General features: G+C 60.7%; 16 protein-coding genes. 12 read left to right on the top strand and 4 right to left on the bottom strand.

All coding sequences use genetic code 11. The features are described from left to right. Positions 1 to 12 precede the first annotated feature (12 nt). The 12 genes from PHS32_RS02290 to sbcB all read left to right on the top strand — a co-directional run bounded on the left by PHS32_RS02290 (position 13) and on the right by sbcB (position 14,935). A complete protein-coding gene (locus tag PHS32_RS02290; RefSeq protein ID WP_301077149.1) occupies positions 13 to 2,232 on the top strand; it encodes a bifunctional (p)ppGpp synthetase/guanosine-3',5'-bis(diphosphate) 3'-pyrophosphohydrolase in 2,220 nt (739 codons plus the stop codon). Positions 2,233 to 2,289: 57 nt separating this feature from the next. Continuing rightward, positions 2,290 to 4,128 (top strand): SpoIIE family protein phosphatase, encoded by a 1,839-nt coding sequence (locus PHS32_RS02285; RefSeq protein WP_301077148.1) that lies wholly within the window; start codon positions 2,290 to 2,292, stop codon positions 4,126 to 4,128. Positions 4,129 to 4,177: 49 nt separating this feature from the next. Continuing rightward, positions 4,178 to 4,513: an STAS domain-containing protein gene (locus PHS32_RS02280; protein WP_301077147.1), complete on the top strand. Its 336-nt coding sequence runs from the start codon at positions 4,178 to 4,180 to the stop codon at positions 4,511 to 4,513. Between the two features lie 6 nt (positions 4,514 to 4,519). Beyond that, positions 4,520 to 4,945: an ATP-binding protein gene (locus PHS32_RS02275; protein ID WP_301077146.1), complete on the top strand. Its 426-nt coding sequence runs from the start codon at positions 4,520 to 4,522 to the stop codon at positions 4,943 to 4,945. 70 nt (positions 4,946 to 5,015) lie between these two features. Then, the gene (locus tag PHS32_RS02270) at positions 5,016 to 6,050 is read left to right on the top strand and encodes a hypothetical protein (protein WP_301077145.1); all 1,035 of its coding nucleotides are present in this window, start codon (positions 5,016 to 5,018) and stop codon (positions 6,048 to 6,050) included. A 140-nt stretch (positions 6,051 to 6,190) separates the two neighbouring features. Further along, positions 6,191 to 7,441: a hypothetical protein gene (locus tag PHS32_RS02265; RefSeq protein ID WP_301077143.1), complete on the top strand. Its 1,251-nt coding sequence runs from the start codon at positions 6,191 to 6,193 to the stop codon at positions 7,439 to 7,441. After that, on the top strand, positions 7,438 to 8,568 hold the full coding sequence (locus tag PHS32_RS02260; protein ID WP_301077142.1) for a histidinol-phosphate transaminase: 1,131 nt from the start codon (positions 7,438 to 7,440) through the stop codon (positions 8,566 to 8,568). Before PHS32_RS02265 ends, PHS32_RS02260 begins: the two co-directional genes overlap by 4 nt. Then, positions 8,565 to 10,862: a xanthine dehydrogenase family protein molybdopterin-binding subunit gene (locus tag PHS32_RS02255; protein WP_301077141.1), complete on the top strand. Its 2,298-nt coding sequence runs from the start codon at positions 8,565 to 8,567 to the stop codon at positions 10,860 to 10,862. The genes PHS32_RS02260 and PHS32_RS02255 overlap by 4 nt, the downstream gene beginning before the upstream one ends. Then, positions 10,859 to 11,332 carry a (2Fe-2S)-binding protein gene (locus tag PHS32_RS02250; RefSeq protein ID WP_301077139.1) on the top strand — a complete coding sequence of 158 codons (474 nt, stop codon included), beginning with the start codon at positions 10,859 to 10,861 and terminating at the stop codon, positions 11,330 to 11,332. The genes PHS32_RS02255 and PHS32_RS02250 overlap by 4 nt, the downstream gene beginning before the upstream one ends. Further along, positions 11,329 to 12,177 carry a xanthine dehydrogenase family protein subunit M gene (locus PHS32_RS02245; protein ID WP_301077138.1) on the top strand — a complete coding sequence of 283 codons (849 nt, stop codon included), beginning with the start codon at positions 11,329 to 11,331 and terminating at the stop codon, positions 12,175 to 12,177. Before PHS32_RS02250 ends, PHS32_RS02245 begins: the two co-directional genes overlap by 4 nt. Beyond that, positions 12,170 to 13,348 (top strand): MFS transporter, encoded by a 1,179-nt coding sequence (locus tag PHS32_RS02240; protein WP_301077252.1) that lies wholly within the window; start codon positions 12,170 to 12,172, stop codon positions 13,346 to 13,348. The genes PHS32_RS02245 and PHS32_RS02240 overlap by 8 nt, the downstream gene beginning before the upstream one ends. Positions 13,349 to 13,477: 129 nt before the next feature. Continuing rightward, positions 13,478 to 14,935: an exodeoxyribonuclease I gene (gene sbcB / locus PHS32_RS02235; RefSeq protein ID WP_301077136.1), complete on the top strand. Its 1,458-nt coding sequence runs from the start codon at positions 13,478 to 13,480 to the stop codon at positions 14,933 to 14,935. Between the two features lie 68 nt (positions 14,936 to 15,003). Here sbcB and PHS32_RS02230 read toward each other — a convergent pair whose 3' ends face one another. The 4 genes from PHS32_RS02230 to upp form a co-directional block, all read right to left on the bottom strand. Then, positions 15,004 to 15,492, bottom strand: coding sequence for a hypothetical protein (locus PHS32_RS02230; protein ID WP_301077135.1), 489 nt, complete (start codon positions 15,490 to 15,492; stop codon positions 15,004 to 15,006). 232 nt (positions 15,493 to 15,724) lie between these two features. Next, complete coding sequence (locus PHS32_RS02225; RefSeq protein WP_301077134.1) at positions 15,725 to 16,375, bottom strand: response regulator transcription factor; 651 nt, start codon at positions 16,373 to 16,375, stop codon at positions 15,725 to 15,727. 11 nt (positions 16,376 to 16,386) lie between these two features. Next, complete coding sequence (locus tag PHS32_RS02220; RefSeq protein ID WP_301077133.1) at positions 16,387 to 18,585, bottom strand: cache domain-containing protein; 2,199 nt, start codon at positions 18,583 to 18,585, stop codon at positions 16,387 to 16,389. 85 nt (positions 18,586 to 18,670) lie between these two features. Then, a complete protein-coding gene (gene upp / locus PHS32_RS02215) occupies positions 18,671 to 19,321 on the bottom strand; it encodes a uracil phosphoribosyltransferase (protein WP_301077131.1) in 651 nt (216 codons plus the stop codon). Positions 19,322 to 19,336 lie beyond the last annotated feature (15 nt).

Here is a 19,336-nt window from a genome sequence, read left to right as displayed (position 1 = left end):
GATGTATTGCGGATGAAAAGACTGACAGCCGAGCCCACTGGTTCGACCACCCTGCTGGCCGCGACGGCGCAAAACGAACCTGGACAAGACCACGCACTGGCGCGTGCCCGGGCTTTTGCCGAGCCCCTGCTGGCGAGTGAAACACTGGACACCGGTGAAAATATTTTTGCCCATGCCGAAGCGGTGGCAGCCATTCTGAAGACCATAGGCGGGTCGGAAGCGATGCAGGCGGCCAGTTACCTGGTCTATGCCTGCGACCACTTGAACAAGCCGCAGGAGGTGATTGCCAAGGCCTTTGGCGACAACTTTGCGGCCCTGGCGATCGAAACCACCAAGCTGGTGCGGGTGCAGCGGCAAGCGCGTCTGAGCCAGCTTGCCGGCGCCCGCGCCCCAGCGGCAATCCCGATGGCGCAAACGGCCGCGGCCCAAACCGAAAACGTGCGCAAGATGTTGCTGGCGTTCTCGCGCGACTTGCGGGTCGTGATGTTGCGCCTGGCCTCGCGCCTGCAGACGCTGCGCTTTTTTGCCGCCAGCAAGCTGCCCATTCCGCCCGGGCTGGCGAGCGAAGCCTTGCAGGTCTTTGCCCCGCTGGCGAACCGTCTGGACATCCGGGAAATCAAGTGGGAGATGGAAGACCTGTCGTTTCGTTTTCTGGAGCCCGAGACCTACCGGCAGGTGGCGTTGCTGCTGGACGAAAAGCGTTCCGAGCGCGAAACGCACGTGGAACTGTTGCGCTCGCGCCTGGAGGCTGAACTGAAGGCGCAGGGCATCGCTGCCACGGTACAGGGGCGACCCAAGCACATCTACAGCATCGTCAAGAAGATGCGCGGCAAGTCGCTTGGTTTTGACCAGGTTTACGACATCCGGGCACTGCGCATTGTGGTCGCCACCATTCCGGACTGCTATGCCGCCTTGAGCTGGGTGCACAGCCAGTTCGCGCCGGTGACGCAGGAGTTCGACGACTACATCGCGCGGCCCAAAGCCAATGGCTACCAGTCCTTGCACACCATCGTGCGCGATCAGGCCGGGCGGCCGATCGAGATCCAGATTCGAACCCAGGCCATGCACGACCATGCCGAACATGGGGTGGCGGCGCATTGGGCCTACAAGGAGGCCGGTGCCAAAGGCTACTCGGGTGTCTCGGCCAGCGGTGCCTACGACGCCAAAATCGCTGTGCTGCGCCAGTTGCTGGCCTGGGAGCGCGATCTCTCGGGGCTGCCGGGGCAGGTTGTTCTGGATGACCGCATTTACGTGCTGACGCCGGACGCCGCCATCGTCGAGTTGCCGCAAGGCGCCACCGCCATTGACTTCGCCTACAGCGTGCATACCAACCTGGGACATCGCTGTCGCGGTGCGCGGCTGGACGGCGTGATGGTGCCCCTGAACACGCCGCTCAAGAACGGCCAGACGGTGGAAGTGACCGTGGCCAAGGAAGGCGGCCCCTCGCGCGACTGGCTCAATCCCGAACTGGGCTACCTGGTCAGTCACCGGGCCAAAGCCAAAGTGCGGGCCTGGTTCAATGCGCTGGCGACCAATGAGACTGTGGCAAAAGGTCGTGACGCCGTCGAAAAACTGCTGCAACGCATCGGCAAGACCGCCGTCAAGCTGGAAGATCTGGCCTCGCAACTGGGCTTCAACTCGGCCGACGATCTGTTCGAGGTGGTGGGCAAGGACGAGTTCTCGCTGCGCAATATCGAAACCGTGTTGCGTCCGCCGGAGCCAGCTCCGTCCGACGACGACCATATGCTGCTCAAGAAGCCGCGCGGCAAGCCCGGCGGCGGCAAGGGCGGGTTGCTGGTGGTAGGTGTTGATTCGCTGATGACGCAGCTGGCCAGGTGCTGCAAACCGGCCCCGCCGGACGCCATTTGCGGTTTTGTCACGCGCGGCAAAGGGGTCAGCGTGCACCGCGCCGATTGCTCCAATCTGCGCGAGATGGTGGCCAAAAATGGCGAACGTGTGATCGAGGTCGAGTGGGGTCTACCCGAAACCACCGAAGCGGCCGTCTATCCGGTGGACGTGGCGGTGGAGGCTGCCGACCGACAGGGTTTGTTGCGCGATATTTCGGAAGTCTTCACCAAGGAAAAAATGAATGTGATCGGGGTCCAGACGCAGTCGATCAAGGGCACCGCCTGGATGACTTTCACGGTTGAAGTGTCCGACTCGGGGCGCTTGCAGAAGGTGCTGGGGATTGTGGCGGATTTGAATGGCGTGCGTTCGGCGCGGCGCCGGTGACAGGGGAATGTCAACAAGATCGAGAGGAAGGCTGGAATGAGGTCAATCAGGGCAAAAATGCTGATCTGGTTCGGTTTGACGCTGGGCCTGTTGATGACTGGTTTCGGATTCACGATCTATTCAAACGTCGAGGGCACGGTAGTCCCGCTGACCCAGGATCTCGGCCAGGAAATTCTGAAGGCCCGATCAGCGGAGATCGGGCGTCTGATACAGGGCTATCTGAACGAAGTCAAGACCATCGCCAGTCGCGATCTCATCCGCAGCGGCGATGTCGAAGCGATTGGCAAGGACCTGGTAAAGCGGCGGCCTGCGATCAACCCGGATTTCGAGATGCTGTTTTTCGCCAATGTCCAAGGGCGTTTTGTCACTTCCCAAGAAGGCTCCAGCGGCAACGTTTCCGATCGAGGCTACTGGAAGGCCGTCATGGAAAAGGGGCAGACGCATGCCATCAGCGACCCCCTGGTTTCAAAAGCGACCGGCGAGTCCATCTTTGTGGTGGCCAGCGTTGTGACCAATGAAAAAGGGGCGCGCGTTGGCCTCGTCGGTGCAACGGTATTGCTCAAGACACTCTCCCATATCACGGAGGCCATCCACATCGGTGAAAGCGGCGCCGGATGGGTAGTTGACAGCAGCGGGTTGGTCGTGGCCCACCCCAACCCGGCCTTGCCCATGAAGCTCAATCTTCTGCAATCCTCGGCTGTGGGCTATCGGGGATTGGAGGAAATCGGGCAAAGGATAGTCAAGGCAGAGCCGGGTCAGGGCAACTTCGTTCGCCCGGACGGCACCAGGCTCGTGACGCTATTCAGCCCCATCCCCAACACGCCGGGCTGGACCTTCGGCATAGTTCTGCAGCGATCGGAACTCATGGAGCGCCCCGAGCAGTTGATGCGCCTGATCGTCTGGCTGATGGCAGGCATGCTGGCCATTGTGCTGCTGGTGATCATCGCGCTTTCCAGGAAGATCACGGCGCCGGTTCTGCTGTTAAAGGAGGGGGTCAATATCGTCAGCACCGGCAAGCTCGATCATCGGCTCGATATTCGCACCGGCGACGAGATCCAGGAATTGGCCGATGCCTTCAACCGAATGACGACGGATCTGAGGGAGTACATCAAAAACCTGACCGAAACCACGGCTGCCAAGGAGCGTATCCAAAGCGAACTGAAGGTTGCCACCGACATTCAGGCGAGCCTGCTTCCGCGTCTGTTCCCGGCCTTTCCGGATCGTCCGGAACTGGACATATTCGCCTCGATGGACTCGGCGAAAGAGGTCGGAGGCGACTTCTATGATTTCTTTTTCATCGATCAAGACAATTTGTGCTTCCTGATTGCCGATGTCGCCGGCAAGGGTGTGCCGGCCGCACTGTACATGATGGTGGCAAAGACGTTGCTGAAGTCCGAGGGGCAGCGGCTTGGAGCACCCGACCAAATACTTTCTTATGTGAATAAGGTGCTCGCCTCGGACAATGACAGTTGCATGTTCGCCACGGTGTTCTGCGCCATCCTGGATGTTAGAAGCGGGGAGGTGCGTTTTGCCAATGCCGGACACAATCCTCCGCTGCTGATTGACTCTCAAGGAACGCGCTATCTGGTCCTGAAAGCAGGTTTTGTGTTGGGTCCCATGCCGGATACGATTTACCAAACCGAGCGGTTCACGCTACAGCCTGGAGACACGCTTTTTCTCTATACCGACGGTGTGACCGAGGCCACCAATTCGGCAGACGAGTTGTACGGAGAAACGCGACTTTTGAACGCGCTACGCAATGGACCCAAAGATGAACTGGCGCAGATGATTCATCACATCCGCGCGGAAGTCTCGCGGCACGCCGACGGGGCACCACAATCCGACGACGTTACCATGATGGCACTCAGGTATCGGGGAGCTGTGACCGATGTCTAATTCCGTCCGATAGCAAAACCTATACCCCCCAACCAAAAACGAGAACGATATGGACATTCAGACCCGCAAGGTAGCCAACGCCACCCTCGTATCGATCAGCGGTAGACTCGACGCCGTTACCGCGCCGGTTTATGAAAAGGCCGTGGCCCAACTGATGAGCAGCGCAGAGATCGCTTTCATTGTTGATTTTGACGCTCTTGACTACATCAGCAGCGCGGGCTTGCGGGCCTTGCTTGTCACCGCCAAGCAATTGAAGGGGAAAAGCGGACAGATCCGTTTTGCCAATGTCAAGGGGACGGTCAAGGAGGTGTTCGAGATCTCCGGTTTCGGCGCCATTTTCCAGATCGATGATTCGGTGGCCAGCGCTCTGAGCAAGCTCTCCTGAATAGCCATGCAAGCAGACAAGAAAATATGCGCTGCGCATGTTGAGAATCTGCCTCTGGTGAGTGAATTTGTCGAGCAGCGCGCCGATCATTTCGGTCTTGAGACAAAGAAGAAGATCGGCTTGCTGGTCGCCCTTGAGGAAGCTTTTGTCAATGTCTGTAGCTATGCCTATCCGGTGGGAGAGGGAGAGGTGGAACTTGCCTGTAGTGCGCAGGACGATGCCTTTGTGCTGGAAATCGCGGACAAGGGCCTCCCGTTTGATGTTCTGTCGCTGCCAGATCCAGACACAGGCCTGGGTATCATGGAACGAGAAATCGGTGGACTGGGGGTTTACTTTATCCGCAGGTTGACGGATGACGTCAGCTACCGCAGGGAAAACGGGCAGAATATTTTGCGACTGGTGCTCCGGCGCGCGGAGCTTGGTAAAGCCTGATCATCGGCCTGGAGTTCGTCATCGAGTGGGTGTCGAGCTCGAGCTAAACAAAGTTGAGGGGGAAATATCTGTGACAAGCGATGAAGAAAAACCCATCCATCCGGAACATGAGCCCTTTACCGTAAGCAGTTTTCGCCCCGACGATGCCGAGGGCATCGCAGAGCTTTTTCGCTGCGTTTATGGTGAACATTATCCGATCCGGCTTTTCTACGATCCGGCGGCCATCACCGCGGCAAACCGGGAAGGCCGCTACTACTCGATTTGTGCCCGTGCCGCGTCCGGCAAGATCATCGGCGTCAATCACCTCTATCTCTCGGCGCCGTGTAAATCCCTGTACGAAGCCGGCGCCGGTCTGGTCCGGCGGGAATACCGAAACTCCGGGGCCAACAGGGCTACGCTGGATTATTTGTTCAATCAATTTGTTCCGCAAAATCCACATATCGAGGCGCTGTTCGGTGAGGCTGTCTGCAATCACCCTTACATGCAGAAAGCTATCGCAACGTTCAACTTTGTGGAAACGGCTATCGAGATTGCCTTGATGCCCGCGGAGGCCTACAGCCAGGAAAAAAGTGCAGCCGGACGGGTGGCAACCGTTAACGCTTCGCGCTGCTATAAACCGAAGCCCCACCGGATATACCTGCCGTTGATCTATGAGGACGAATTACGGAAAATCTACGATCGCCTTGATGACACCCGAGAACTGGTCGTCTCCACGGCAGAGATACCCGGCGGTAAGCTCACCGGGGCTGACCTGACGGTTTTTGATTTTGCCCGCGTGGCCCGGATTGCAGTGACCGATGTCGGAGGCGATTTCCGGGACTTCCATGCCGCGCTGGAGGGACAGGCGCTGGCAAAAAACGTGCTTGTCATTCAGGTTTGGCTGAAGCTGACCGAACCCTGGGTTGGCGCCGCGGTGGACATCCTTCGGGAGCGGGGCTATTTTTTCGGTGGCCCCATGCCGCGCTGGTTTGACGGCGACGGACTGCTCATGCAGAAGCTCTTGTGCCCACCCGATTTCGAGGACATCGTGCTGGCTTCGGATTTTTCCAAGGAACTGTTGGAATTCATCATGGAAGATTGGGCACGGGTGAAGGGTCAAGGGTGAACAGGGAGTTCTCATGCTGAAATCATTTTCTTGTTCCGGCCATGCCGACGTGAAAGGTCAATAGGATGCGACCGCTGGGCAGTACACCCCTAAAAGCCACCACGCGCCTGCCTTTTCGAGCGCCGTTCCTTCCTCTGGCCATGGAATTCGTCGACAAGGGGGCGCACGGTTTTGGCTATAACGACCGGGAGACCGGAGGTCTGGTACTGGCAATGGAGGAACTTTTCGCCTTTTATGCGCGGCAGGTCGCGGCGAATTCGGTGCTGGAGATCGAACTGGAGGATCAAGGTTATCGGCTGGCGCTCACCCTCTCGTTGCACACGGCCAATCCCGATATGCGGGCCTTCAACCTGACTTGGCATGTCAGCACCGACAGTCAGGAATCGCTGGAAATGCTGGGACCGATGCTGGCTGCCCGCAGCGTCTCCAGCCTGCGGCTCGAATTCGGCGCTGACGAGAGGCTGGTGCTGCGCATGACCCGGGACCGGGACTACCCAGCGGCGGGCGTCGTGGCGCTCCCACCACCCGATATGGTCGCAAGCCTTGGTCTGACCGACCCGTCCCCGGATGACCTCAGGTACTTTGCCGCCATGGTGGCGACCTCCGGCGCCCCCTTTGTGCCAGCGTTTTTGACGCGTCCCGGCATGGCGGCCGACATGCTCGCGGCGGGACACCTGAATGCCATTCTGCTCACCTGCGGAGACTGGATCATGGGCGGCGTGATGTGGCGAGCGCTGACCGAATCCTGCCTGGAACTGCATGGCCCTTACCTGTTCGGCGCCGACCCGGATGATCGGGCGCTGACCCTGCTGCTGGATGAAGCGGTGGGACGCATTTCCCGCTCCAACTGCCGGGGATTCGTGCGGCGTCAGGGGGTGCTGGTGGGGTACGAGCGCTTCTTTGACTTTCTCGGAGAGCTGGAGTTGACTGGGATCGGCGACGCCGCCGCCCACAGCACCTACTATTACCGCCAGCTCAAGGAGGAGAGCGGCGGTGCAGTCTATTGCAGCGGCCAACTGGCAAGCTTCCTGGCTGCTCAGTATGAACGGCTGTGCCTTCCCCGGCAACTGCGGGTAACAGCCACTGATCCTTCCAGGCTGCGTGATGCTTCGGTGTTGGCAGTTGAGCTGGAATACGCCCGTTGCCTGGCAATCATCCGCCCCTTGTGCGCCGGCAAGGACATGGCCGCCAACCTGGCCGCCCATCTCGAACTGCTGCGCGCTGAAGGAATCGAAAACTTTCTGGTTGAGATCAACACCGGCCGCGGCGAGGATACCGCTTTCGCCACTGCGCTGGAGGAAACCGGTTTTGTCCCGCGCCTGCTGATACCGGACGCCGGGCGGGGCGATCTGGTGGTCTACGACCATTCAGACAGAAACGTGCGGTCATGAATCTGGACGCCCTGATCCCCGATTACGTCCGCAGTTTCCAGGCCTACGTGCCCAGCCGGCCCGATCATCTGCTGATGCAGGAGTACGGCACTTCCGTGTTGCATCGCCTCAATAACAACGAAAATCCCCTCGGTCCGCCAGCGGCCGCTGTCCGCGTCATCGCTGCCTTCCCGCCAGAACGGGCGGCCATCTACCCCAGCGGTGATTCCTACGATCTGCGCGAAGCATTGGGTCGACGATTCGGTATATCTCCGGATTGTTTCCTGGTTGGCAACGGCTCCTGCGAAGTGATCTCGTCGGTCATCAAGGCCTTCTGCCAGGCGGGCGATAACATCGTCACCGCTGACAAGACCTTTGCCGTCTACGAATGGGTGGCCGAGTTCTCCGGTATTGAGGCCCGCCTGGTCCCTTTGCGCGATTACGCCTTCGACCCGCAGGGGATGCTGGACCGGATCGACCGCCACACCAAGATCCTCTTTGTCTGCAATCCCAATAATCCCACCGGCAGCTACTGGAGCCGGCAGGTTCTGATCGATTTCCTGGAAAAGGTGGGCGACGACAGGATCGTGGTGTTGGACGAGGCGTATCGGGAGTATGTGGAGGACCCGGAGTACCCGAATGCGATCAGGCTGATGGAGCGGTTCCCCAATCTGGTGCTGTTCCGAACCTTTTCCAAGATGTATGCCCTGGCCGGACTGCGCAGCGGCTATCTGGTTGGAACCGACACGGTGGTGGATGTGGTGCGGCGCACCAGCGTCGCCTATTCGGTCAACGTCCAGGCTCAGCAGGCCGCCCTGGCGGCGCTGTCCGACGACCGGGAACATATAGCCGCCACCTGTGCTTTGGTAAAACAGGAAAAAGCCCAGCTGTGCAGAGTCTGCGACGATCTGGGCCTGGAGACGGTCGGCGGTGAAGGCAATTATCTGATGATCCGGACTCCCATCAACGACATGTTGATGTACCGGCGCTTGATGAAACGAGGGATGATGGTGCGTACCATGACGGGTTTTCGTTTTCCGGGCTGGATTCGGGTCACCCTGCGGGAGAGGTGGGTGATGGAAAGCTTTGCCGGGGTCCTGAAAGAGGAAGTAGGGGCGATCCGGGCGTCAAGGAGCACGACCCCATGACGGACCGACAGCCACTGGCGGCCGGTAAAGCGGAAATCCGCGGCGATGCCCGTGCCAAGGCGTCCGGCACGGAACGCTTTGCCGCCGACTGTTACCCCGACCAACTGATCTGGGCCGGGGCGGTGCGGGCCGGCGTCGCCAGCGGCAGGCTGCGGGCGGTGGAGGCTGGAGCGGCCCTGGCAGTGCCCGGCGTCCTCAGAGTATTGACGTCCGTGGATGTGCCGGGACCCAACCGTCATGGCATCATCCATAAGGACACACCGGTTCTGGTGGACGACCGGGTCCGCTATCCCGGAGACGCCGTGGCACTGGTGCTGGCTGAGACGCGCGAGGCGCTGAAACGGGGGATTGCCCTGGTACAGGTCGAAATCGAGCCGCTGCCGGGGGTCTTTGATCCGCAAGCGGCGCTGGCCCCGGGGGCTGCGCAACTGCACGAGACGCATCCCGGCAACATCCTGATGGCGGCCGAGATCCGCAAGGGGGACGCCAGCAGTGTCCTAAGCGCTTGCGATGTGGTCGTGCAGGGCTCGTTTTCCACCCCGGTGCAGGCCCATGGCTTTCTGGAAACGGAAAACGGCGTGGCGCGGCTGGAGGAGGACGGCAGTATCGCCATGACCGTATCCACCCAGTCGCCATTCCGCGACCGCTTCGAGATCGGCGCTGCCTTGGGGCTTGCCTTTGACCGAATCCGCATAGTCAGCCCCAGCCTGGGGGGTGGTTTCGGCGGCAAGGACGGCGCCACGGTGCAATGCCTGCTGGCTCTGGCGGCGCTACACGCCAACGGCCGGCCGGTGAAGATGCAGTGGGAGCGGGAAGAAAATATGACCGCCGGTTACAAGCGCCATGCCTGCACGCTACGCTACCGCCTGGGCGCCGGGCGGGACGGGGTGCTACAGGCTTTGAGCTGCCAACTTGTGTATGACAGCGGCGCCTACGCTCATCTGGGCGGCGAAGTCATGGAGCTGGGAATGGAGCACGCGGGCGGCCCTTACCGCATCCCCCATGTGCTGATCGAGGGCCACTGTGTCTTCACCAACAACCCGGTGGCCGGCGCGATGCGGGCTTTCGGCGTCTGTCAGGTTACCTTCGCCTTTGAATCGATGATGGATTTGCTGGCGGAAAAACTGGGCATGGATCCCCTGGAACTGCGTCTGCGCAACGCACTGCTAGACGGCGACACCAATGGTGTCGGGATGCGTCTGATCACGTCGACCGGCATCGTTGGCTGTCTGAAAATTCTGCAAGATCACCCGCTGTGGCTGGAGCGCAAGCACTGGCAGCAACTGGCGCCACCCCATACCCGGCGCGGCGTCGGCTTGGCATCGGTGTTCAATGCGGCGGGTTACGGCGGTAAGGTACGTGACTCGGCCATCGCCAAGGTGGAGTTGACGCCACGGGGCGAGATTGTTGTGCACAACGCGGTGACGGATATGGGGCAGGGTAATTCCAGCGCTTTTTTGCAGATTGCCGGGCATATCCTGGGCCAGGATGCCGACCAGATGAAACTGCGTCAACCGGACACCGCGACCGCCTATCCCAGCGGCTCCTCATCGGCCGGCCGCACCACCTACACTTTTGGCAATGCCCTGATCAAGGCCTGTGAAGAATTGCAGGCGCGCCTCATCAACCGCGCCGGGCTGCTGCTGTTCACCGACAGCGACCGGGACCTGCGCCTGGTCCCTGGCAAAGTGATTCATTTGCCGAGCGCGCGCGCCGTGCCGTTGCAACAGTTGGCCTCTTTCATGCCCGCTGAAGACCGGGTCTGCATCAGCCAGTTCGTGGCGCCGGTCTGCGAGCAGATTCCGGATACCGCCAAAGGTTTTTTTGTCGGTTTCCCCCACGTGATCTTCGCCTACGGGGCGCATCTTGCCCGCATCGAGGTCGATCTATTGAGCGGTGTGATCCGAGTCTGCGACTATCTGGCAGCCACCGACGGCGGCGCGGTCATCAATCCCTGCATGTTCGATCAGCAGATCCAGGGAGGCGTCGCCCAGGGGCTCGGTTATGCCTTGATGGAGGATGTGGTGATCCGTGAAGGCGTTGTGCAGAACGACGATTTAACCAGCTATCTGATCCCCGGCCCGCTGGATCTGCCCGACACCTTGTCGGTTGCCTGCAAAGGGCATGAGGATAGCGGTCCCTTTGGCATGAAGGGTATCGGCGAGGTGGCCATGAACGGCCCGCTGCCGGCGTTGGCAAACGCCCTGGCCGATGCCTGTGGCGTTCGCCTATGGCATGCACCGCTGACCCCGGAACGGGTCTTGATGGCCATGGAGGCTGAACAGTGGAAGTGAGCTTTGAACTCAATGGCGCCGAGATCCGGATCGATCTGCCTGCCGACCGACGCGTCGTTGACCTGCTGCGGGAAGACCTGGGGTTGACCGGAACCAAGGAGGGCTGTGGCACCGGCGAATGTGGGGCCTGCACCATCTTGCTCGATGGCGAGGCCCGCTTGGCCTGCCTGATGCTGGTGGGGCAGCTCGCGGGACGCAAGGTCGAGACCGTGGAGGGGTTGACGCTGACTCCCACCGGCGCGGTGCTTCAGCGGGCCTTTATCCAAGAAGGGGCCGTCCAGTGCGGCTTCTGCACCCCTGGCATGGAGATGGCGGCCCTGACCCTGCTGCGGCATGACGGCCAGCCGTCACGCGACACAATCAGGGAAGGCCTTTCGGGCAACCTGTGTCGCTGTACCGGCTATGTCAAGATCATCGATGCAGTCGAACGCGCGGCCGGCGACCTCGGTTGCCGCCGGGAGGACAAATGAGAGCGGTCCTGACCCCCTCGTGCAGGGAGGAACTCTTTACCCTGCTGGAGCGCCATCCCGGCGCCCTGCCGCTTGCCGGTGGTACCGACCTGCTGGTCAGGCTGCGCCGCCAAGCGCTTCAGGATGAGCACCCTTTGCTGTGCCTTGCCGGAGTGGCGGAGTTGCAAGGCATTTGCGAGCAGGAAACAACGATTGCCATCGGCGCGGCAACGACTTTTTCCCGCATCATCACCGATCCGCTGGTGCTGCGGCATGCGCCGTTATTGGCCCGGGCGGCGCAGACCATCGGCGGTCCGGCGGTTAGAAACATGGCCACCATCGGCGGCAATATCCGCACCGCCTCGCCTGCGGGGGATTCCCTGCCGCCCCTGTATATGCTCGAAGCGCAGATAGAGATCGCCTCGCGGCGCGCGACGCGTGTTCTGCCGATTGGAGAATTCATCACCGGCCCCGGGCAGACCACGCTGCGCGACGGTGAGTTGATAAGTCGCATTCTGCTGCCGCGTGGGGCAAGTTCGCACTGCCAATCTTTCGAAAAGATCGGGCGTCGCAGATCCATGGCGATCAGCGTGACCAGCTTTGCCGGATGGGTCCGGCTTTGCAGCGATGGGTCGATTGAAGAGGCGCGTTTCGCCTGGGGCAGTGTGGCGCCGACGGTGCTGCGGATTCCTGCGCTGGAAAAAGAGCTGGTCGGCGTACCGCTGGATGCCGCCATCATCCGCCATGCCGCACACATCGTTAGCCACAGCGTATCCCCCATCAGCGATATCCGCGCCACGGCGCAATACCGGCGCATCGTCGCCGGCAAGTTGCTGGTTCGATTTCTGGAGGGGCTGCGTGGCTAGTCTTTCAGGGTTGTTTTCCCTCGGTTTTCTGACCATCAATTGCCAGTTTGCGCTGGTCACGGCGATTGCCGCCCTCTTCTTTGCCTTTTCAGGGTATCTTCAGCAGTTGGGTATTGCTCCGGCGACGGCCGGTTTCATACTCAGCGCTGATGCGCTGGCGGCCTTGATCGTCCAGTTGCTGATCTCCCCTTTGATACATTCCGGCACGGTTAGCCGCTGGCTTCTGGGCGGCTCGCTGCTTCTGTCGGCAGCGCTGTTCATGTTGGCCCATGTCACCTCTGTTGCGCTGTTGACCGCGGCGCGTCTGCTACAGGGCGCCGGGTTTATGTGCGTGCTGGCCTCGCTGATCACGATGGTGGTTCGCTATATCCCCCCTGAAATGAGCGGGCGCGCCTTTGGCTGGCTCTCTTTGGTGCGCCTGATTCCCTATGCGGCCATCCCCCTTGTTTTTGATCAATTGGCACTGGCCCCAGCCTCGTTCGCGGCGTTGCTCAATATTGCCGCGGTGGTGGCGCTGGTACCGGTTTTGGCGCTGCTGCTTCCCTCCTCATGGCAGACCGAGGGAGTAGAGGCTTCCCAAGCACCCGGATGGTCCGGCATGCGCGCCAGCCTGGGTTGCCGGTCAGTGTTGTTGCTACTGCTTTCGGCGCTGCTGTTTTTCTGCGGCTATTCGGCCATCTTCTTTTTCCTCCAGCAGTTTGGTCAAACCCTGGGAGTTGCCAACGCCAGTCTCTTCTTCACCCTTGCAACCCTGGTGATGATCCTTGTCCGACTTGGTGGCGGATGGCTGTTTGACCGCTACGACAAGACGCTGGTAGGTGCCGCGGGCTTGCTGCTGATCGCGCTCTGCTACGGTCTGCTGCCGTTGTGCGCCTCCAGCCGCATGTTCTTTGTCCTGGCCGGCTTTGCCGGTCTCGGCTGGGGGATTGCGATGCCGCTCCAGGCCGCTGCCATGTTCGACATTTCCTCCCCTTCCACGCGGGCCATGAACCAGAATCTGCTGATTGTCATGATGCAGGGGGGATTCTTTATCGGTCCGTTTGTGGGGGGGGCGCTGATTTCACGCTTCGGCTACGCCGCTCTCTTTGCCTGCCTTGCCGGGACGACGCTGCTAGCCGGGGTTTTGATGCTGGGTGTCAAAACTCCGGATTCAGGGGGCAGCGCCGTTTGATGGACGGATGCCGCAACGTCATCGAGATGGGATGGCCTGACCTGATAATTCAAATAACACCCCCCACCAAGCCAGTGGTCCCTGATAATCAAACGGTGAACAAGATCGCGTCCTAAACTTGGCACCCAAATGACTTCTTCACCGATCTCCCACACCTTCCTCTGGCACGACTACGAGACTTTCGGCACCAACGTGCGGCGCGACCGGCCGGCGCAGTTTGCGGCGCTTCGAACCGATGCCAACCTGAATGAAATCGGTGAACCGGTGATGTTGTATTGCCAGCCGGCGAACGACTTTCTGCCCGATCCGCAGTCCTGCCTGATCACCGGCATCACGCCGCAACTATGCCTGGAAAAAGGCCTGCCCGAGTACCAGTTTGCGGCGGCAATAGAGCAGTTGCTGAGCGCGCCCGGCACCATTGGCGTCGGTTACAACACCATCCGTTTTGATGACGAGATCACGCGCTTCATGTTCTGGCGCAACCTGATCGACCCCTATGCGCGCGAGTGGCAGAACGACTGCGGGCGCTGGGACCTGCTGGACGTGGTGCGCACCGCCTACGCGTTGCGGCCCGAGGGTATGGTTTGGCCGACTAAACCTGACGGGACGGCCAGCTTCAAGTTGACCGATCTGAGCAGCGCCAATGGCTTGCTGCACGAGGCCGCGCACGATGCCTTGAGCGACGTGCGCGCCACCATTGCACTGGCGCGCTTGATCAAGACCGCGCAACCGCGGCTGTTTGATTTCTGTTTTGGCTTGCACCGAAAAGACCGGGTGGCCGCCGAGCTGGGTCTGCCGACCACCTTGGCCAGCGCGCGGCCGTTTCTGCATGTCTCGGGCATGTTCCCGGTCGAACGCGGCTGCCTGGCCCTGATGTGGCCGCTGGCCATGCATCCAGCCAACAAAAACGAGCTGATCGCCTGGGATCTGGCACAAGACCCGCGTGAGCTGGCGGCCATGAACGCCGATGAGATTCGCCTGCGGCTGTTCAGCAAGCGCGAAGAGCTGCCCGAGGGCGTGACACGCCTGCCCATCAAGAGCGTCCACCTGAACAAGTCGCCGATGGTGATGGGCAATCTCAGGACCCTGTCGCCAGCGATGGCCCAGCGCTGGGGTTTGAAGCTGGATGAGCAACTGCAAAATGCCGCACTGGCGCAAGGCTTGCCGGACCTGAGCGGCATCTGGCCGGAAGTGTTCAAGCGCCCGAAAGAACCGACGCCTGACGTCGACCAAGATCTTTACGGTGGTTTCATTGGCAACGCCGATCGGCGTCGCCTTAACCAGTTGCGTGGCCTCTCAAGTGAAAAGCTGGCCGCCGCGCGCACCGTGTTCGACGATCCGAGACTGCCGGAGTTGGTATTTCGCTACCGGGCACGCAATTTCCCGGCCAGCTTGAGTGTGCCGGAGCGCGCGCGCTGGGAAGAGCATCGTGCCGAGCGCTTGTTTGACGGCGCGGGCGGTGCGCGCACCCTGGAAGCCTTGTCGGCCGAGATTGACGCACTCAGCGAGAGCACCGACGAGCGCGGCGAAGAGATCCTGGGCGCGCTGTACGACTACACGGAGATGATTGCGCCGCAACGGCTGTGAAATCACTGGGTGCCAAAGATCCGGTCGCCGGCGTCACCCAGGCCCGGCAGGAGGCAAAACAGATCAAGCTATGTCTGCTGTACGGCAAACTCACTCTGGAAGTCATCACGGAACTCTTCGTCCAGATCGCGCATCAGCGCCCAGACGGCCCAAATGGCCGAGATGGCCCAGATGGCCCAAATAGCTGAGATCGCCGAGATGGCCGAGATCGCCGAGATGGCTCCAATGGCCCAGATAGCCCAGATAGCCCAGGTGACCCAGATAGCCCCGGTGGCCCAGATAGCCAAGATGGCCCAGGTGATCCAGATAACCCAGGTGGCCCAGATAGCCCAGATAGCCCAAGCGGTCCAGGCGGTCCAGATAGCCCAGGCGGTCCCGACGGCCCCAGCAGTCCCGATGGCCCAGATCGCCCAGATGGCCCAGAGAACCCCGATGACCCAGGTGATCCAGAGGGCTCGGATAGCCCGGATGGCCCCGATGGCCCGGATCAGAAACGCAACCGTGGAGATTGAGTTTCTTAATTTCAGGCCGAGATTTTTAAATGCAGGTGTAGCCATAGGGTCTATTCACGGTGTGGTACACCGCGATCAGGGTTCCATGCTCGGATTTACGGTTGCGCCGCAGCCCGCTATTCAGGCGCAACGCAATACTTTCAACATGCGCCAGATGCTAGGCTTCTGGGCGAAAAGTGAAATCGGGGGGAGGCTGAAAAGCTGCAGGGGATGCCCTGATTGATAACTAAGGGAAACCCTTAGTTTTTGGCGTACCAATGATTGGAACGGGCGGTTCTCAGGATGGCTCTATCCAGCGAGTGGCAAAGCGCACCAGTTCCAGGCTGCTCTTGAGCTGGAGCTTCTCCTGGATATTGCGGCGATGCGACTCTATCGTCTTGACGCTGCGGTTCATCAATTCGGCGCTGGCCCGCGTGCTCAATCCCTTGCCGACAAGTTTCAAGACCTCCAGTTCGGTATCGCTGAGCGTCTCCACCGGGGTGCTGGGCGCGTTGCCCTGGCCGTCGAAAATCTGCGCCAGCAACTTGGAGCGCATTTTGTCGCTGACATACATGTCACCCGCGAGGGTTTGGCGAATGGCTCGCAGAATGTTGTCCGGTGCCTCGTGTTTCATGATGTAGCCGCGCGCGCCGGCACGCAGCGCCCGTTCGGCGTAGATCGTTTCGTCGTGCATGGACATGACCAGAATCGGCATGTCGGCGTCGAGCGCCTTGATGGATTTGATCAGGCTGAGGCCGGAAACGCCCTCCAGCGACAGATCGACAATGACCAGATCGTGCCGGCAGTTCGCCAGCGCCTTCATGGCCACGGCTTCGTTGCCGGCTTCGCAACAGATTTCCAGGTCGTCCTCCTGATTGAGCATCTGACTCATGCCCCAGCGCACCACGGGATGGTCGTCGACGATCAGGATTTTGGACTTGACGGGCATGTTGGTCGGTGCTATTCGTGTTGGTAAGCGACGATCTCGGTTCCGCCCTCGGCGGCGGCACGGATGTCGAGGGTCGCACCAATCATGTTGGCGCGGTAGCGCATGATATGCAATCCCATGCCTGACGGTGGCGATGTTTTCGATGCGGCGACACCAACGCCGTTGTCCGTGATGCTGAGTCTGAGCTTTCCTTCGGCCTCGCTCAGCTCGATCAGGATGCGGCTTGCCCTGCCATGCTTGATTGCATTGTTGATCGCTTCCTGGGCGATCCGGTAGAAATTGATGGCGGTGATTCTATGCTCGACCAGGACCGGCGGGTCGCAACGGACCGAGCAGTCCACGCCGAAAACGTCGCTGGTTCTGCTTGCCAGGGAACCCAGCGCCGCCATCAGGCCGTTGGCTTCCACCTCGACTGGATACAAGCCGCGTGCCAACTGGCGCGTCTGGTCAATGGCCTGGGCCACCAGTTCGACGATCTTGCCGGCTGATGCGGTTTCCGGTCGCACCTGGTCGGCCAATTTTTTCTCCAGTCCCTTGCAGACGAAGGCGATGCCCGTAAGGAGTTGACCAAGGCCGTCGTGCAGTTCCTGCCCGATCGATTTCTGCCCTTCCTCGCTGATTTCGATGATCTCCTGCTCGAGGCGCCGCCTTTCGGCAATCTCGTTGCTGAGCGTCCGGTTGGTGGCATTCAGTGCCGCGGTGCGTTCCTCGACCCGCGCTTCAAGCTCCTGCTTGGCCTGCTGCAGGGCGCTTTCCATGCGCTTGCGTTCGGTGATGTTGGCCATCACCACGACGACACGCGGTGGTCCATCGGTTGCCATCACCGCGACGGCAATTTCGACTTCGAGGCGACGCTGGTCGCGCGTCAATATCGCTATTTCATAGCGATTGGTGAAATGTTCGCCGCTCAGGCGGCGCCGGTAGTTGCCGATGACGCGCTCGCGGTCGGCGGGGTGTGCCAGCATGGCGAACGACGGCAGTGCCAGGATTTCTTCCTGCGTATAGCCGTACAGGTGGCACAGCGCCTCGTTGGCGAAGCTTATGCGGTGGTTCTCAATGATGAAGACGCCTTCGCCGATTTCCGACTGGGCTTTCAGCAGCGTCTGGTACAGGTCGCGTTGCTGGCGCAACTCGCCGTCGAGTTGCTGGCGGCGAATTGCCAGCTCATTGAAGCTCTCCACCAGCAGCCCGATCTCGTCGTCATGCTGCACCGGTATCGGCGCAAACGGCGCCTTGCCGCTGGTCATGCGCCGGATTGCCGTGGCCGCCTGGTCGAGCGCGGAGAGTTGTCGCGTCAGCACGAAGCGTAGTGCCACGGCGATCAGCACCGACATCAGCAGGGCAATGATGTAGATCTGGCGCTTCAGCGTGCCAATCGGCTCGAACGCCTCCTGCGTCTTCAGGCCTGCCAGCACAAACCAGTCGGTGGTCTTCATGTTGCGAGCGACTGTGAAGACTTCATCGCCCAGCGAGTTGACGGTGACGCCGGCCGCCTCGTATCCCTGGTACATGCGCCGGTCGAACATGGGGTTCAAGCCCCTGGCCGGAACCGGTTGCAGCAGGCGGCGCTTGTCGGTTGCGGAAACGATGGTCCCGGTGCGGCGCGATATCACGACGAAGTAACCGGACTGGCCGATTTTTGATTCCCCGAGTTCACCGAACATATTGCCGTCGGACAGCGCAAGCGTGCCGATCAGGACGCCCTTGATGGTGCCGGCCGCATCGCGTATCGGCGCTGCCAAGCTGAGGATCGGTTCGTTGGAGAAGCGCCCCTGCACCGGCTGTCCGACCACGGTCTTGCCGCTCGCCATGGCTTCCTTGAAATACTCCCGGTCGGCGCGCGAGTTGCCGATGCGGCCTTCCTGAAACGGATGGAGCGCGAGGACCACGCCGTCTGTACTCAAAAGTTGAAGTCCGTGAGGAAATAGTTTGTAGGCGGTGATTTGACTGGCCATGAAGCGTTGCGCCCGGTCCGGGTTGGCGACCATGTCGCTACTGACCTGCCGGGCGATGTCGTCGATGGCCTGGACCCGCAGTTTGATTTCCGAATCGACTTCGCGCGCCACGTAGTCGACGGTACTGGTCATCTGGGCCGCCAACGATTGTTCCAGGTCCGATTCAAGCACGTAAGCCAGGCGCGTGGCGAGCCCCCAGATGCCTGCAAACATGAGCAGGGTGAAGACAAGCAAGATCCGGTTCTTGAGGCTCATGGGACCGCTTTCCGCCGCGGGTCACGAGCCGCCTTGGCTGCGGACGAAAAGCCCGTCGCAGTGGTCGATTCGTCTTTCGGAGCAATCACTGGGTGCCAAAGATCCGGTCGCCGGCATCGCCCAGGCCCGGCAGGATGTAACCGTGGCTGTTGAGTTGGCGGTCGATGGCGGCGGTGTAGATTTCCACATCCGGGTGCGCCTGGCGCAGCGTGGCAATGCCTTCCGGGCAGGTCAGCAGGCAGACGAACTTGATCGATTTGGGCTTCAGGGCTTTCACGCGGTCGATCGCCGCCACCGCTGAATTGCCGGTGGCCAGCATCGGGTCCACCACCACCACGTCGCGTTCCTGGGTGTCCTTGGGCATCTTGAAGTAGTACTCCACCGCTTGCAGTGTTTTGGGATCGCGGTACAGCCCGATATGGCCGACGCGCGCGCCCGGTACCACGCTCAGCATGCCGTCCAGAATACCGGTGCCGGCGCGCAGGATGGAGACAAAGACGAGCTTTTTGCCGTCGATCATTTTTGCGGTCATGGTCTCCAGTGGCGTTTCGATCTGGACGTCCTGCATCGGCATGTCGCGGGTCACTTCGTAGGCCATCAACATGCTGACCTCGTTGAGCAGGGTACGAAAGCTGTAGGTGCTGGCATCTTTTCTGCGCATCAGGGTCAGTTTGTGCTGAACCAGCGGGTGGCTCACCAAATGGACATGCGGGGAGGTGTTGTCTGAGAGGCTCATGTTGGTCTTTCTCAA

It is taken from the genome of Rhodoferax sp. (genome assembly GCF_028714215.1).
In the GTDB taxonomy this organism is placed as follows: Bacteria; Pseudomonadota; Gammaproteobacteria; order Burkholderiales; family Burkholderiaceae_C; genus Rhodoferax.
The sequence above is the reverse complement of the archived record's forward strand: the minus strand, read 5'-3'. Positions and strand labels throughout refer to the sequence as shown.